Consider the following 14,779-nt stretch of genomic DNA (forward strand, 5'->3'; position numbering starts at 1 on the left):
CACCGCCAACCGCTCTCGACGCGGACCGGATCATAACGGAGAGATATTTTGACCGACGACAGCACGACAGACGGTGAGGGATGGTTCTACACCCAAGGCGGGCAGCGCAAAGGGCCTTTCCCGGCCGACGAACTCCACAAACTCCTGGCCGCTCGGACGATCGACGGCGAGACCCCGATCTGGCGCAAGGGCCAATCTGGCTGGCAGCCATTGCGCACGACAGACCTCGGTACGCAGCTGAACGATACTCCGCCGCCCATTACTCCAAGCAATTTAAACAACGGCTTGGTGTGGGCGCTCGCCGTCTCACCGATTGCGTATGTGTTCGTGGATGTCGCGATCCTGCATTATCAACTCACCCATATCATTCAGTTCCTGGACGGCAATCCCGTCTACGATCCGCCGTATCTGGCTTTCCTGTCGCCGCTCACCTGGCTCGTTCCCCTTCTTACAAACGCGGCGCTGTGTTTGACCGACGCGGCGCAACTCAAGCGCGCCGGCTACAGCTCCGGATGGATGACGTTCTTCGCACTTCTGCTGGCGCCAGCCTATCTGTTCATGCGCGCACAACGCCTGCGCCAGACGCCGACCTATGGGTTTGTCTGGATTGCATCGTTCATCGTCTCGATCATTCTGCGAGTATTGTAACATGCAGCCCGATTCTCATGCCGGCGACCTCATCTTCCTAGGCATCGTATTCCTCATCGCCGGCATCATCTACATCATTCCGAGCTTCGTAGCATTCCGTCGCGATCATCCGAACCGCTGGATCATCCTTGTCATCAACGTCGCCTTCGGCGGCACCATCATCGGTTGGGGGATCGCGTTGGTCTGGGCGATGCGGGCAGCTCACCGCGTGGGGTCGACGAGTAGTGGCGGGGAATCCGGTCTCAACCTCTTCGTCAACGACGTGAAAAGGGTTCAGGTCGTTGAGCCTCCACCGCTGCCCCAATCGTCCATCGCTCAGGAGCTGGAGCGCCTTCATGGTCTTTTGACCAGAGGAGCGATTACTCAAGTTGAGTTCGATGATCTGAAGGCCAAGCTGCTGGGCAACGCTACATCAACATAGTTCAAGCGCTGCGCTTATGGCCGTATCGCAACCGCCTGAGCCATTCCTGTACGGAGGTCTCTTCCTTCCGAAAGCGTAGGAGTCTGCACATGACCGGCTGGACCATCGCCGCTTTCACCCATCGCGGTCGTGTGCGCCCGGCGAACGAGGATGCCATTGCTATCGGCCCTCGCGTACTGACGGGCAACATGAACACGCCCATCGTCATAACGGCACCTAACGAGGGCTGCCTCCTGATGGTCGCGGACGGCATGGGCGGCCACGCCCACGGCGCGCTGGCCAGCCGTGCGGTGCTCGACTATCTGGTTGCAGTCAGCGACCGGATTTCAGATCCGGAAACGTGCGTGGAAGCGATCGAGGAGGCCAATCAGCATCTTTACACGCTGATGGAGCAGCAGGAGGCGGCGCTTGGCATGGGGACCACACTGGTTGGGACGTTCCTCACCCCAAAGGCGTTGCTCACCTTCAACGTCGGAGACAGCCGCAGCTACCTGTTCAGTGCTGGCCGGCTGATCCAGCTCAGTCACGACGATATTTCTGATGAGGAGATCAACCACTCAGGCCACCGCCGGTCACATGCTATCACCCAGGCGCTCGGTGGCTCTTCATTTCCCGTTGCCATTGAGCCGCACGTCAATATCGATGCGCCGCTCGGAACCGACGAAACCCTATTGCTATGCAGCGACGGACTCACCGACATGGTGGACGACGATGGCATCGCGCGCACTTTGGGTGCGGCTAACGATCCGAACCGAGCTGCGCGCGATCTCGCTGGAAAAGCTTTCAGCGCCGGGGCGCAGGACAACGTCTCGTTGATTGTTGTGCGCCGATTGGACTCGGCCAGCATCTCATGATGGCCGACCACTAAAGTTACCTCACCGTTCGTTTTTGAATTTCAAACCTTTCCTTCTTAAGGGGCAGCGTGGATAGAAATGATGCGTTCGGGAGCAACTCCCCATTGGCAGCCAAGGCCACACATTAGATTCCATCGTCCTTTACATCTAGCGATCTTCGGAGTTGGTGCTGGTGCAACTGCCATCACGCTCGACTGCCTGGGGTTGCTGCCACGGGGGACACTTACACGGCCAACAGCATCTCTGACAGTCCGTCGAGTTCACCCTTCGCGGACCGCCAATCCGGCATGTGGCGGTCGAGAAGCGCGTAGAAGCGCGGGCTGTGGTTGTGTTCGGCGAGATGGCAGAGTTCGTGGAGAAGGACGTATTCCACGCAATGAGCCGGCGCTTTGATCAGTGCCGGGTTGAGAGTCACCGCGCCCTGGGGTGAGCAGCTTCCCCAGTAGCGCTTCATGGTTAGCAGCTTGATCGGCGGTGCGGCGTCAACCCATGGCAATTCGACGGCCATGCGAGTGATGCGCGACGTGAAGTAGGCAAGCGCGCGTTCGCGATACCAACGCTGGAGGGCGAGCCGCACGTCGGTGGCGTGGCCCTTGGGCGCGGTTACTTCTAGGCGGCCGGCGATGAGACGTAGAGAGCGCTTGGCGCGCGGATCGATGATAATCTTCAGTTTGTAGCGGCGGCCGAGATAGAAGTGGGTCTCGCCGCTGGAGTAGTCGTGCGCCAAGGCGTGGCGGCGGTAGTCCTCGAAGCGATCGATGTGATCCATGATCCAGCGTGCGCGCTTCTGCACACCGGCCCGTATCTTGTTCTCAGGCGTGCCGACCGGCGCCTCGACGGTCAGGACGCCGCCTGGCTCAACGTGGATGCGGAGCTTGGCGGTAAGGCGCGCGGATTCGTGGACCTCATATTCGGCAGTGCGCACGCCGTAGCGCAGCGTTAGGCGCATCAGGCCGCGTCCCGCGAGAGACCCACACGTGTGACCTCGACTACTTGGTCGGTGATCGCGCGGGCCAGGTCCAGGCCAGTCAGCGAGAAGAGCCGTGGCAGGACGGACTTGCGGATCGCAGCCTCGACATTGGCGGGATTGAGAGAGTTTTCCGCCACGGCCGTCTGCACCATGCCATCGATGTCCAGCGCCGCGGCTGCGAGGCTGTCGACATCCGGGCCAAGCGCGCGACTGTCGCCAACGGCGAGGCGAATGATTCCGAAATAGGCTGCGGCGTGGCGGTTGCCAATCAGGGCGGACGGCGTGCCATCGACCTTCCGCTCGGCGACCTGCTCCTCCACGTCTTTGAAGAGCGCGTATTGCTTCAATGGGTGATCGAACAACGCCGACGCCTCGGCGATGGCGGCCTTCAACAGCTCGGAGAAATGGCGCTGGGCGTAAGGATCGTCGACGAGGTCCTGTTCAATGGTACGGGTCAGACGAGTGCGGATAATGTCCGTTTCGTTGCGCGTCTTCTCCTCGCTCCACTCATCCGGCGTCTGTTTCGCCAAGTCGTTGACCACCAGCAGGTTGCCGTTGGAGACTACATCCTCACCGATGACGTAGCGGTCGACGATCTTGCGGATCTGGTTCTCGTAGGCGTTGAAGTCGACGGTCTCGTAGGCGTCCTGCTTGGCCATCCGGCGCAGGTTGGAGAAGAACTTCAGGTCGCGCTTGTAGGTGGGGATCTGCCCCTCGGTGAAAGCGCCGTCCTCAAAGAACGAGCGGGTCGCCAGGGCCGTGCGCAGGCACATGCCGAAGGCGGTCAGCGTCTCATAGAAGTCCTCGCGGACCTTCTGGTGGACGTCCGTGGAAACGCCGGCCTCGTCGTCAGCGTACTTGGGGACCAGCACTTGCCGGTACTGCTCGATATCGCTGCGGTTGCGCACATCGGCGAAGATGGCCCAGAGCGCGTCATGCAGCGCCGGCAGCTTTTTGTATTCGGTGCTGACGTTGGCGTAGAGGCTGTCGACATCCTTGATATCGAAGCCGCCCTGCGTCTGGTCGGCCAAGTTCTGGTACTCGGTGAGCGCCGAATCCAGCTCCGCAAGGATGCCGCGGTAGTCGATTAGCAGGCCGAACTTCTTCTGCTCATGCAGCCGGTTCACGCGGGCGATGGCCTGGATCAGGTTGTGCTGCTTGAGCGGCTTGTCGATGTAGAGCACCGCGTTGCGCGGTTCGTCGAAGCCGGTGAGCAACTTGTCGACGACGATGAGCAGATCAGGGCGGCCCTCGGTGGAGAAATCCTCGATGACCTGACGTTCATAGGCTTCGGCGTCGCCGGGGACGTTGTCCTTCCACCATTGCAGAATCTCGGGCAGTTCGGACTCGTCCACCTCCTCATGTCCCTCGCGCGTGTCGGGCGAGGAGATGACGATGGCGCTGCTGACCAGGCCCGTGGCGTCCAGCGCCTTCTTGTAACGGATGGCCGAGAGCTTGCTGTCGGTGGCGATCTGGCCTTTCAGGCCAAGATCCAGATCCTTGAAATTGGTCTTGAAGTGGACCGCGATGTCCCAGGCGATCAGGTCGATCCGGTTGCCGGAGCCATAGACCGGCCCCTTCTTGCCGTACTTGGCCTTCAGGTCGCTTTGCTGCTTCTCCGACAGGCCCAGCGTGATCTTCTCAAACCAGTTGTCGATGGCCGCGTCGTTGATGTCGAGCACCGGCTGGCGCTCTTCGTAGAGCAGCGGCGTGACCGTTCCGTCGCTGACCGCGTCGCGCATGGTGTAGGCGTGGATGATGAGGCCGAACTTGCTGGCGGTCTTATCGTCCTTCAGCAGCGGCGTGCCGGTGAAGGCGATGTAGCTGGCCTTGGGCAGCGCCTGCCGCATCCGCTCGTGGTTCTCGCCGCCCTGGCTGCGGTGGCCCTCGTCCACTAGGACAATCATGTCGGCGCTGTCGTTGTGGCACTCGGGCAGCTTTGAGGCGCTGGCGAACTTGTTGATGATAGTGAAGATGATCCGCTCGGCGCCCTTACCGATGCGGCGTGCCAGATCGCGGCCGGACGAGACCTTGGCCTTCGTGCCGTCCTTATCGGAAAGGCCCGAGCCGAAGGCGCCGCCGGTGAGGAAATTGCCGGCTAGCTGCTTTTCAAGGTCGCGGCGGTCAGTGACGACCACGACGCGGCAGTTCTTCAGCACTTCGTCCAACAGCAGCGCCTTGCAGAGCAACACCATGGTGAAGCTCTTGCCCGAGCCGGTGGTGTGCCAGATCACCCCGCCTTGGCGCTCACCGTCGGGGCGTAGGGTGCGCACGCGCTCCAGCAGGGCCTTGATGCCAAAGTACTGCTGGTGGCGGGCCGCGATCTTCCCGGCCTTGCGGTCGAACAACATGAAAGTGCGGACAAAATCGAGCAGCCGTTCGGGCGAGCACAGGCTGATCAGCAGCCGGTCCTGGCCGGTGACCTCCTGCTCCTCGCTCCACAGGCTGGTGAAATGCGCCTTCACGTCGGCAAGGCGGTCGAGCAACAAGGCCTCGCGCGAGTCGGTTTCCAGCGTCTGGTTCTTGATGGCCTTGAAATGCGTCTCGTCCAGCACCTCCTCGTGCCAGCGGGCCCAGAACTTCTTTGGCGTGCGCGTGGTGCCATAGCGGCCATCGGTCATGCCGATGGAGACCAGCAGCTGGGCATAGACGAACAGCTGCGGAATCTCGTCCTGGCCCTGGTTACGGATCATCTGACTGATGCCCTCGTCCACCATGGCTTTGTTCGGATTTCCGCTATCGGGCCGCTTGGCTTCGATCACCAGCAGGGGAATGCCGTTGACGTAGCCGACGACGTCGGGTCGGCGGGTATACACCCCGCCGGTGGCCAAAAGCTCTACCTCCTCGGTGACCGTGAAGCGATTGGCGAGAGGCCGGCTCCAGTCGATGATCGGCACGGTCACGCTGTGGCGCTTGCCGTCCACGAACTCGGTGACCGTCACCCCCAGGGTGAGGGCGTTGTAGATGCGCTCATTGGCGGTCAGCAGGCCCTCGTTCAGAGCGGGCGATGACAGCTCGCGCATGATCTGGTCGATGGCGTTGGTCGAGAGCGGATAGCTCTTGCCCCTGTATTCAAAGGTCCGCCGCCGAAGCTCCTCCACCAGCACCGGCAACAGCAGGATACCCTGGGCGCCGCTGCGCGCCGCCATGCACTCGGCCGGCGGCATGTAGCTCCAACCCAGCGTCACGAGCGTCGCCAGGGCCGGGACGTGGGAAGAGTAAATTTCGGCGGTGTCGGGGGCGTGGTTCATGGAGCGCCCCAAACATTCGCCGACGCGGCGTCGTAGAACGCGACCTCAAGAGGGTAAGCGCCGGTGCGGAGGTCCGCCAGCGCGTTGGCCCGCTGCGCGATCCGCTGGTTGTCGGGTGAATTCTGGTCGCCGTAGATGCCCACGTAGAGCTTGGGGAACCGTCCGCGCCCAATGCGGGCCAGGATGTGATCGTCGTTGGCCGCGAGCGAGTGGCCGTAGATGAAGACGCAGTGGGTGCCGACGCGCACGTTGGCGGTGAATTGCTTGAAGCCCTGATAAAGATAGGCGTTGTGCCGGATCTTGGCCTTCTTCTGGACGCTGGTGCCCTCGGCCACGAATAGCGGATAGGCGTTGCCGGCGATCGCCTGTCGTGCCTGCTCGATCAACGGCACTTGCTTGCGGACCCAAGTGTACTTCTTTAGCTCCGAGCCGGAGTCGAAGAGGTGCAGGGCGCCGTGCAGGAAGTGCACCTTGGCGTCATGCGCGCCGGTCTCGCCCTGCCAGACCACATAGTCGGCGTTCGGGTCGTCCTCGTCATTCCCGAAGCCATCGTTTTTTGTCAGCGCGATCGCGTCCCCGAAGGGCATATCGTCGTGCATCAGTGTCCAGTAGAGGAGCAGGTCGTAGTTGAGCGTGAAGACGCAGCCGGCCTTCGGACCCGCCAGGAAGTGGGCGAGGAAGCGCCGGCATGCCCAAAACTTCTCGTCGGCGATGTCCGGAGGGATGTTCGGGTGGTTGCCAGCGATGGTTTGCACGAGGATTTCTTTCAGCGCCGCCGCATGCTCCTGCATCTTCGCCACCGCCGCCGCACCGTGCGGGACATATGCCGGAAGGATGCGGGCGGCGTTTTCCAGCGCTCGGATCGCAGCTTCGAAGTCCTGTGTGCCCAGCGCCTCGAAGACGGCCTGAACCTCCGGGACCTTGGAGAAGTCCGCCTGGGCGTAGAGGGAGCCGTAGTGGAAGATGTCGGCGCGACAGGCGATGCTGAAGCCGTTGCCCAGCAGGAGGTGGCGCTTCGCGAACCGATCCGAGTCTGCGATCGCCGCTTCAAAAGTTATGTGTGACATCACGCCGCCTCGCATTCGGACAACCTGACCCGGCGCTTGCCGGTCAGAAGCTGTTGCATCAGGGCGGCCTTCTCTTTGCAGAGACCGGTGAGTTGCGCTTCTTCCCTCTCAACGACCCCATCCCAGGTTGATAAGAGCTCGGCAATTCGCGCCTGTTCTTGGCGCGACGGTGTCGAAAATTCTCGAAGGCGCAGTTCGCGCATATGACGACTGTAGCCGAGCGATGGCAGCTCGACGGCGGCTAGCATATGATACCTCTTCGAACAGATGCTCGAAAAGCGGCCCGCGCGACCACCCGGGCGGCGTCACGCCTAGGCGGGGCAGGCCGGGTTGCACCGACTTGGGATAGGCCGAAGCCTTCGAAACTTCGGTCATCCTTTGCGCCCCTTCACCGGCTTCGGGCGCGCGCCCTCAATTGCCTTGGCCTTGCTGATCGCCTCCACGAAATGCCGCTCCACCGCGCTCGGCGCATTAATCGCCCGCGCGTGCCAGGCGTCGTACTCGGCGTTGACCCTCTTCTCGGCTACCTTGGCCTGGACCTTGCCGGCGCCGACAAGCAGCGGGTGGTCGCCGAGCTTCAGGAAGTCGTCGAGCTTGGCGATCCAGTTGGCCATGTGCATGGGGCGGCGGTTCTTGGCCATCGCCTCGGCGAATTCCAGGAAGGCGACGGTGATACGGCTCAGCGTTTCCATCTCCGCCGGCTCCAGGTAGTTCTTGGCGACCTGGGCGTCGGCTCGGGTGGGCATCTGGCCGCGCGACTCGCCCGGCCAGCTGGTCAGACCCATCATCGGCTTGGCCGCATCCGCGCGGGCGACCTTGGTTTCCGCGGCCGTCTGGCCATGGGCGGCGTGGTGCATCTTGTTCTGCACCGTTTGGAAGAATTGCTGGCTGGTCTCGGCCTTGGGGTCGTAATCGACGGCGGTGGCGTAGATGTCCAACACCTTCTTGTAGAACAGCTTCTCCGACGCCCGGATGTCGCGGATGCGCGCCAAGAGCTCTTCGAAATAGTCGGCGTCGGGGTCCTTCAGCCGGGCGTCGTCCATGACGAAGCCCTTGACCAGGTACTCGCTGAGAGAAGCGGCGGCCCAGCGGCGGAACTGGCTGCCCCGGGGCGAGCGGACGCGGAAGCCGACGGCCATAATGACCGGCAGGTTGTAGTGGACGATCCGCCGGGAAACCTCCCGCGTACCCTCGGTTCGAACTTGTAAGTAATCGTTACAAGTTGCTGCCTCCTCCAGTTCTCCTTCCTGGTAGATGGAGCGGATGTGCTGGGTGACGGCCTGAGGGGTCACCTGGAACAGCTCCGCGATCTCGGCTTGGCTGAGCCAGACGTTGCCGTCCAGCGCCCGAAGCCGGATGACGGTGACGCCGTCCTCGGTCTGGTATTGGATGATCTCGCCGGCCATCAGTAGCCCAGCTCCTTGAGGTAGCCGTCCATCTTTCCTTCCAGCTCTTCCAGCTCCGCCTTCAGGCGCAGCCGCTGGGCGCGGACGGCGACGAGGTCGATCTCCGGTTCCTTCTCGAAGGTATCGACGTAGCGCGGGATGTTGAGGTTGAAGTCGTTGCCGGCGATCTCCTCCGGCGCCGCCAGATGGGCGTACTTCGGCGCCGAGGCGCGGGCGTGGTACGTCTCCACAATCTTACGGATGTTACCGTCGGTGAGCTGGTTCTGGTTCTTGCCCGACTTGAACTCCCGCGAGGCGTCGATGAACAGTACGCTCCGGTCGGCTTTCGCCTTGCGCAGGATCAGGATCGCGGCTGGGATGCCCGTGCCGTAGAAGAGCTTTTCAGGAAGGCCGATGACGGTGTCGAGGAGGTTCTCCTCGATCAGCTTGCGCCGAATGGCGCCTTCGCTGCCGCCCCGAAACAGGACACCGTGCGGGACTACGACAGCCATGCGCCCCGTGCGCGGCTTTATTGTCTCAACCATGTGAAGGATGAAGGCATAATCGGCCTTTGTGCGCGGCGGCAGCCCCCTGCGGAAACGGCCGAAACGGTCGTGTTCGGCGGTGTCGTGACCCCACTTGTCCAAGCTGAACGGCGGGTTGGCGACGACGACATCGAAGTGCTTCAGCGAATTCTCGCTGTCGAGCAGCTTCGGGTTGCGGATCGTATCGCCCCATTCGATGCGGTGGTTGTCCTCGCCGTGGAGGAACATGTTCATCTTGGCGAGCGCCCAGGTGCTGCCGATCGATTCCTGGCCGTACAGAGCGTACTTTTTAGAGCCGTGCTTGGCCTGGACCCGCTGCCCGCATTTCATGAGCAGCGAGCCGGAACCACAGGCCGGATCGCAGGCCTCTTCGCCTTCGGCCATGTCCATGATTCCGGCCATAAGGGCCGACACTTCCGGCGGCGTGTAGAACTCCCCCGCCTTGCGCCCGGCGTCGGAGGCGAAGTTCTTGATCAGGAATTCGTAGGCGTTGCCTATGACGTCGAGGTTGCCGATGCGCGATGGGCGCATGTTCAGCTCGGGCTTGGCGAAGTCCTCCAGCAGGTGGCGGAGCAGGTCGTTCTTCTGCTTCTCCTCGCCCAGCTTGTTGGAGTTGAAGCTGATGTCCTGGAAGACGTCGCGCAGCTTGCCAATGTTGGCGTCCTCGATGGCGTGCAGCGCCTTGTCGATGCGCTCGCCGTTGCCGGGTTCGTGGCGCCTGTCGAGCATGGCATAGAAACGGGCGCCCTCCGGCAGGACGAAGCGCTCGCTGCGCATCAGCTCGGCGATCAGCTCGGGCGTATCTCCGTACTGCTTCCGGTAGCCGTCGTAGTGATCCTGCCAGACGTCGCTGATGTACTTCAGGAACAGCAGCGTCAGGACGTAGTCCTTGTAGATGTCCGCCGAGACCGTGCCGCGGAAGGTGTCGCAGGCGGCCCAGACGGCGCGGTTGATGTCGTCCTGTTTGATGGCCTCAGCCATGGCTTCCCTCATCACTGGCGCGCAGCCCGGCGGCGAGCGCGTTCATTTGCTGTTGGCGGTTTTCGATCAGGCGGGCGAGCAGGCGCTTCTCGCGCGCCACCGTTTCGGCGAAGGCCACGATCGCGGCCTGACGGGCGCGCGACGGGATCACAATTTCCAGGCGCTCGATGACCTCGCGCCGGATGTTCAGGATGTGCGATCCGGTCGCCTCGCGCTGCAGGTATTCCTGCGCAGGCGCCTGATTGATTTGCCAGGCGAGGAAGCGGGGATCCAGCTTGGACCCGCAAGGCCGCAGGACGAAAAAGTGCGGCGAACACACCGTCGGGAACGGCGGCGGGTCCAGGGCCACGGCGTAGGTCCGAATGCCGCGCGTTGAGAAGATCACGTCGCCTTCATCCAGGGGGACGACCCGGCGCGCCGGCGGGAGCTCAATGCGTGACACTGCATCCCACGCCACACCAAATTCCGGATCAACGTTGCGCATTTGGATCACCCCTGTGTCGCCCGGAGGGAAATCATCCACCGCCGACCTCAGAGGATGACCGGCGGTAATCACAACCGCGTCCGCCAAAGGTTGAATTTGTGCACGATCCGTATTCATGCGAGAAGCATGCATGGGTGAGCACATTAAGTCAATTGCTCATATTGCATGAATTAAATTATTGCATTTCGGCTCTGCGCCAGCTGGCCCGGTCAGGAGGGTCGGCGGGGCCGAGTTTTTCGATGGCAGATAAAAGGCCGCACATTGCGCGGCGCTCGGATGGTTGTTTTTCAATGGGTTAGGAGCGAAGGCGCTCGACTCAATGACCGGGAGGTCGAGAAGCTGGCCAATATCCAGATCGGCTCATTCATCAAGCTCGATGAACACAGTAGGTCGCCCCCTGACGGAGAATCATATCTGTCAGTTCCAGCGCGATCTGTTGGCACATTCGGCCATGGACGAGCGGCATCACGGCGTTTACAAGACGCTCGCCAACCATCTTGAAGCCTTCGACGAAAACGGCGCAAGCCTAGGCATCGTGTTCGAGACGGCCCCGCCTTTCGACACGCCCCACCGCATGGCTGAACTGGTCGAATGGGTGGCCGGGATGGCGAAGGAGCGGAGCCTTTATCCGCTGTGCTGCTGGTCATTGTGGTCTTCGTGGTGGTGTTTCTGGAGATTCACCCCTTCCAGGGCGGCAACGGCCGGGTGTCGCGCGTCCTGACGACCTTGCTCCTGCTCGCGGCCATGTCGGAACTGTCGGTGATCCTCGAAGTGGCGCGCGAACATGGCCGGGTCACGGTGGCCGAGACCGCGAGGGTGAGCGGGGCCAGCCGCAACACCGTCAAGGTCCACTTTAAGTCGCTGGTCATCTGCAATTGACGGCGCTGTCCGTGGAGCCTGGTATGGCCTTGCCTGACGCACAGAAGGAGCGGATCGCTGGCCTAAAGGCGATCCGGAAGCAGGCCGCCAGCGACGCCTTCCGCACGGAAGCCGCCCTCGACAATGCGGGAAATCAGGCCATTGGCGTTGATCGCGTGAAGACCTTTGCCCGCGTGGCCCGCGAACGAATCCGGCTCGCGGGCGGCGGCTACCGCCGCGAGCACCTGGGCGCGCTGGTTCAACGCATCGAGGTCGCCCACAAGGAAGTCCGCATCATGGGATCGAAGTCTGAACTGCTGCGCACCCTCGTTGCCGACTCAGGCGGAAAATCGGCGGCAATAGACGTTCAGGGGTCTGTACAGAAATGGCGCGCCCGAAGAGATTCGAACTCCTTACCCCCAGATTCGTAGTCAGGAGTCTTCACTCTCCAGCTTCAAACAAAATGTCACGCTTCTTCTAACGACAGCGACAACGCAGGTATCTTATCGAGCTCACGTTTTAGGGCGGGCATTGGGAATTCTCCATACCCGTCCGCAACAGTTCTCTTTCGATGGCCCGTAATGGCATCAATGAGGTCCGGCTGCAGCATATAGTCCCGTGCAAGTGTACGCATCCGATGGCGCCATGAGTGATTGGGGGCTAACCGGGGGTCCTTGAGGCCCAATGACCGAATCCATCGACCCAGAACCTTAGTACCTGTGCCACCCCGGCTGCCGAACTTGTCCGGTTTCAATTGAATGAACAGAGGACCACTTTTGATGCTGGCCACGAACTCCAAGAAACCAGCATCAATGACTGCTGTGTGAATCGGTATCGTGCGCTCGGAGCTCTCTGTCTTGAGGGGACCTGCCTCGGCAGTGAAACTCATGCAGTGGATCCCATCAATCTCCGAAATGTCCTGCACCCGCAGCTGACAGATCTCAGCAACTCGGGCTCCCGAATAGGCACCCAATATCGGAACCCAACGGCGAACCGGATCACTTGCCTTCCCGGCGGCTGCAAGCACGATCCGGGCTTCTGCGTTGGTATAACCGCGGCGTCCTTGCCCCGGCTTCGCCTTCAATTTTATGGGAAGGTTCGCCGCCGGATTGATTGGAAGAAGCTGATTGTCAACCGCGACTTGGAAGATGGCGCGAATGGGAGCCAGCTTTGCATCACGGATGGTTTTGGTCGAACCTCCCGCGTCGACTAGACTGTTTTTCCAGCTGACGATGTCGTCGCGGGTGACGAGGTTCGCGTCATCGTGCTGCACGTGCCGACAAAACTCATTGAACACACGCGTCCATTCATATCGAGTCTTCTCCGCAGGCTTGCGCTCTGCCGCCCACCGGTCCAGCAAAATCTTGAATGAGACGGGCTTCTTCGGCTCAATGGGACGGATGCCGAAACCCCACACACCGGGAACGGTCGCTTCGAATTCCCCGCGCTTTAAGCGAGCAAGTAATAGGCTCGCGCGCTGAATCGCGACGGCTACCGCCTTCTCCAATTTGATTTCGTGTGTCGGATCAAGGACGATGCCCTGTTGTTCGAGGACGTCACCAGCGTACATCAGGCACAAGCTCTGCTGGAGAACAGCCCGCTCATCGTCTTCCCTGCGTTGTCGAGCGGCTTGTGAGTCGGCCTCAAAGCAGTTCTCCAGAGCCTCCCGGCCCGTGGGGACACGCCACATGCGTTCGAAGACGTCGGTGCGCCAGGGATTTCCGCTCGGATCTTCTCGGTGTTTGGCGAGCCACAAATCATAAATCGGAGCTGCTAATTCGTGAGCTTCGCGCTCAGTCAGCTGCCTCGATCCGGCGCGTAAGTTGCCCCATCTGGCCTCAAGTTCGGCCAAGGCTTTGGCATGCAGCCGCTTTGCTTCCGCAGGGTCTTTCGTTCCAAGCGTCTGCTTCTCTTCGCGCTTACCGACCAGCCGCCTTAAATCGGCCGGCACGGCGCGACGTAGCCAATAAACACCGCTCTTGGGATGCTTCCACGGACGTGACATTGCAAGGGGCATTGTACCAACCTTTTGTACCAGGCGGGTAGCGTCAACTCCTTGATTTTGCTTATTTGCTTTCGAAACAAAAGTTTAAAGCAATCATGGTGCCCAGGGGCGGGATCGAACCACCGACACTGCGATTTTCAGTCGCATGCTCTACCAACTGAGCTACCTGGGCGTCGTCCGGCTACAGCCGGGCGCGCCGGTTTATAGTCAGGCCCGATGGCCGTGTCCACCCGTCCGCCGAATTGGCGTCGCTAGGCGTTCAAGGCTTTGACCGGAGATCAACCCAGAAAGCCGCCGGACCCGGCGTTCAATCTCAGAAGCGCACGGGAGCCGGCAAAACCAAGTCGTCTCGCTGAGACCGGACACCTACTCCTCGTCCTGGCCGTCGGACTTGCTGACCGGAATAACGTAAGAACCGGACAGCCAGCGGTTCAGATCCACGTCGCGGCAGCGTTCCGAGCAAAACGGACGCGAAGCCTCGACTGATGGCTTGCCGCAGATTGGGCACGGCTTCTCCGGCCGCGCGGGGGCCGGTTTCCTAACCGGCATTCAACCAGCCGGCACGAATCGGAAATTCCTCGCCGCCGAGTAGCGCAATCGACTCATTGAGTGGCAACCCGACCACATTGGTATAGGAGCCCACCAGCTTGACCACGAACGAACCGGCGATGCCCTGAACCGCGTAGCCGCCTGCCTTGCCTCGCCATTCGCCTGAACCGACGTAGGCTCGAATGTCTTCCTCGGTCAGTCGTTTGAAGCGAACACGCGTTTCGACCAGCCGCTGACGAAAGTTTTCCTTCGGCGTCACGAGGCATACCGCGGTGTAGACGCGATGATTGCGGCCCGAGAGCAGCCGCAGGCACTGGGAGGCCTCATCGACCAGGTCGGCCTTGGGCAGGATGCGGCGGCCGACTGCGACGACGGTATCGGCAGCCAGAATGAACGAGCCGCGGAGTTCATCGTCGAGCTGCAACGCTCTCAAGGCGGCATCAGCCTTGGCGCGAGCAAGGCGATTGGCGCAGGCGCGTGGAAGCTCCCCCTTCGTCGGCGTCTCGTCAATGTCGACAGGCCGCAGCGCGTCGGGTTCGATGCCGGCCTGGTTGAGGAGGCTAAGCCGTCGCGGCGAACCGGAGGCGAGTACGAGTTTGGGGCAGCCTGACATGTGGTTTCGTGTCTATAGCGTTTTCGAGCGAAGTGGAATCCGGTTCGCGTGAAGAAACGCGCCAAATCCGGTTTTCGGACAAGATCATGTTCGGTTGAAGAAAATATAGCAGAGCTTGATTCAACGCAGTTGAATTCGGACTCTTGAG

The 14,779-nt window shown here is 61.5% G+C and carries 15 protein-coding genes and 1 tRNA gene; 5 read left to right on the plus strand and 11 right to left on the minus strand.

Annotated elements, in window-relative coordinates:
* Positions 1–48: 48 nt before the first annotated feature.
* The 3 genes from ACM561_RS01425 to ACM561_RS01435 all read left to right on the plus strand — a co-directional run bounded on the left by ACM561_RS01425 (position 49) and on the right by ACM561_RS01435 (position 1,923).
* The gene (locus ACM561_RS01425) at positions 49–648 is read left to right on the plus strand and encodes a DUF4339 domain-containing protein (RefSeq protein WP_425907490.1); all 600 of its coding nucleotides are present in this window, start codon (positions 49–51) and stop codon (positions 646–648) included.
* 1 nt (position 649) lies between these two features.
* On the plus strand, positions 650–1,069 hold the full coding sequence (locus ACM561_RS01430) for a superinfection immunity protein (protein ID WP_425907492.1): 420 nt from the start codon (positions 650–652) through the stop codon (positions 1,067–1,069).
* A gap of 89 nt (positions 1,070–1,158) precedes the next feature.
* Positions 1,159–1,923, plus strand: a complete 765-nt coding sequence (locus ACM561_RS01435; protein WP_425907493.1) for a PP2C family protein-serine/threonine phosphatase — start codon at positions 1,159–1,161, stop codon at positions 1,921–1,923.
* 223 nt (positions 1,924–2,146) lie between these two features.
* Here ACM561_RS01435 and ACM561_RS01440 read toward each other — a convergent pair whose 3' ends face one another.
* From ACM561_RS01440 to ACM561_RS01470, 7 genes are all read right to left on the minus strand, one after another.
* A complete protein-coding gene (locus ACM561_RS01440) occupies positions 2,147–2,872 on the minus strand; it encodes a M48 family metallopeptidase (RefSeq protein ID WP_425907494.1) in 726 nt (241 codons plus the stop codon).
* Complete coding sequence (locus ACM561_RS01445; RefSeq protein WP_425907496.1) at positions 2,872–6,144, minus strand: type I restriction endonuclease subunit R; 3,273 nt, start codon at positions 6,142–6,144, stop codon at positions 2,872–2,874. Before ACM561_RS01445 ends, ACM561_RS01440 begins: the two co-directional genes overlap by 1 nt.
* Positions 6,141–7,226: a DUF4917 family protein gene (locus ACM561_RS01450; protein WP_425907498.1), complete on the minus strand. Its 1,086-nt coding sequence runs from the start codon at positions 7,224–7,226 to the stop codon at positions 6,141–6,143. Before ACM561_RS01450 ends, ACM561_RS01445 begins: the two co-directional genes overlap by 4 nt.
* A complete protein-coding gene (locus ACM561_RS01455) occupies positions 7,211–7,459 on the minus strand; it encodes a hypothetical protein (RefSeq protein WP_425907500.1) in 249 nt (82 codons plus the stop codon). The genes ACM561_RS01450 and ACM561_RS01455 overlap by 16 nt, the downstream gene beginning before the upstream one ends.
* 123 nt (positions 7,460–7,582) lie before the next feature.
* The gene (locus ACM561_RS01460; protein ID WP_425907501.1) at positions 7,583–8,617 is read right to left on the minus strand and encodes a virulence RhuM family protein; all 1,035 of its coding nucleotides are present in this window, start codon (positions 8,615–8,617) and stop codon (positions 7,583–7,585) included.
* The gene (locus ACM561_RS01465) at positions 8,617–10,122 is read right to left on the minus strand and encodes a type I restriction-modification system subunit M (protein ID WP_425907503.1); all 1,506 of its coding nucleotides are present in this window, start codon (positions 10,120–10,122) and stop codon (positions 8,617–8,619) included. Before ACM561_RS01465 ends, ACM561_RS01460 begins: the two co-directional genes overlap by 1 nt.
* A complete protein-coding gene (locus ACM561_RS01470) occupies positions 10,115–10,606 on the minus strand; it encodes a restriction endonuclease subunit S (RefSeq protein ID WP_425907505.1) in 492 nt (163 codons plus the stop codon). The genes ACM561_RS01465 and ACM561_RS01470 overlap by 8 nt, the downstream gene beginning before the upstream one ends.
* Before the next feature lie 591 nt (positions 10,607–11,197).
* On the opposite strand from ACM561_RS01470, the gene ACM561_RS01475 reads away from it, so the two are divergent.
* Complete coding sequence (locus tag ACM561_RS01475) at positions 11,198–11,485, plus strand: Fic family protein (protein ID WP_425907506.1); 288 nt, start codon at positions 11,198–11,200, stop codon at positions 11,483–11,485.
* A gap of 23 nt (positions 11,486–11,508) precedes the next feature.
* Complete coding sequence (locus ACM561_RS01480; protein ID WP_425907508.1) at positions 11,509–11,895, plus strand: hypothetical protein; 387 nt, start codon at positions 11,509–11,511, stop codon at positions 11,893–11,895.
* 35 nt (positions 11,896–11,930) lie between these two features.
* Here the strand turns inward: ACM561_RS01480 and ACM561_RS01485 are convergent, their stop codons facing one another.
* The 4 genes from ACM561_RS01485 to ACM561_RS01500 form a co-directional block, all read right to left on the minus strand.
* Positions 11,931–13,481: a DUF6538 domain-containing protein gene (locus ACM561_RS01485; protein WP_425907509.1), complete on the minus strand. Its 1,551-nt coding sequence runs from the start codon at positions 13,479–13,481 to the stop codon at positions 11,931–11,933.
* A gap of 84 nt (positions 13,482–13,565) precedes the next feature.
* Positions 13,566–13,641, minus strand: a tRNA-Phe gene (locus ACM561_RS01490).
* 194 nt (positions 13,642–13,835) lie between these two features.
* Entirely contained in the window at positions 13,836–14,018 is a 183-nt protein-coding gene (yacG, locus tag ACM561_RS01495; RefSeq protein ID WP_425907511.1) for a DNA gyrase inhibitor YacG, read from the minus strand.
* Positions 14,008–14,631, minus strand: coding sequence for a Maf-like protein (locus ACM561_RS01500; RefSeq protein WP_425907513.1), 624 nt, complete (start codon positions 14,629–14,631; stop codon positions 14,008–14,010). The genes yacG and ACM561_RS01500 overlap by 11 nt, the downstream gene beginning before the upstream one ends.
* Positions 14,632–14,779 lie beyond the last annotated feature (148 nt).

The organism is Nitrobacter sp. TKz-YC02, from assembly GCF_049852135.1.
Lineage (GTDB): Bacteria > Pseudomonadota > Alphaproteobacteria > Rhizobiales > Xanthobacteraceae > Nitrobacter > Nitrobacter vulgaris.

Coding starts and splice junctions, on each gene's coding strand:
- ACM561_RS01430 (WP_425907492.1), top strand. CDS start 650: ATGCAGCCCGATTCTCATGCCGGCGACCTCATCTTCCTAGGCATCGTA.
- ACM561_RS01435 (WP_425907493.1), top strand. CDS start 1,159: ATGACCGGCTGGACCATCGCCGCTTTCACCCATCGCGGTCGTGTGCGC.
- ACM561_RS01440 (WP_425907494.1), bottom strand. CDS start 2,872: ATGCGCCTAACGCTGCGCTACGGCGTGCGCACTGCCGAATATGAGGTC.
- ACM561_RS01445 (WP_425907496.1), bottom strand. CDS start 6,144: ATGAACCACGCCCCCGACACCGCCGAAATTTACTCTTCCCACGTCCCG.
- ACM561_RS01450 (WP_425907498.1), bottom strand. CDS start 7,226: ATGCGAGGCGGCGTGATGTCACACATAACTTTTGAAGCGGCGATCGCA.
- ACM561_RS01455 (WP_425907500.1), bottom strand. CDS start 7,459: ATGCTAGCCGCCGTCGAGCTGCCATCGCTCGGCTACAGTCGTCATATG.
- ACM561_RS01460 (WP_425907501.1), bottom strand. CDS start 8,617: ATGGCCGGCGAGATCATCCAATACCAGACCGAGGACGGCGTCACCGTC.
- ACM561_RS01465 (WP_425907503.1), bottom strand. CDS start 10,122: ATGGCTGAGGCCATCAAACAGGACGACATCAACCGCGCCGTCTGGGCC.
- ACM561_RS01470 (WP_425907505.1), bottom strand. CDS start 10,606: ATGCGCAACGTTGATCCGGAATTTGGTGTGGCGTGGGATGCAGTGTCA.
- ACM561_RS01475 (WP_425907506.1), top strand. CDS start 11,198: ATGGGTGGCCGGGATGGCGAAGGAGCGGAGCCTTTATCCGCTGTGCTG.
- ACM561_RS01480 (WP_425907508.1), top strand. CDS start 11,509: ATGGCCTTGCCTGACGCACAGAAGGAGCGGATCGCTGGCCTAAAGGCG.
- ACM561_RS01485 (WP_425907509.1), bottom strand. CDS start 13,481: ATGCCCCTTGCAATGTCACGTCCGTGGAAGCATCCCAAGAGCGGTGTT.
- yacG (WP_425907511.1), bottom strand. CDS start 14,018: ATGCCGGTTAGGAAACCGGCCCCCGCGCGGCCGGAGAAGCCGTGCCCA.
- ACM561_RS01500 (WP_425907513.1), bottom strand. CDS start 14,631: ATGTCAGGCTGCCCCAAACTCGTACTCGCCTCCGGTTCGCCGCGACGG.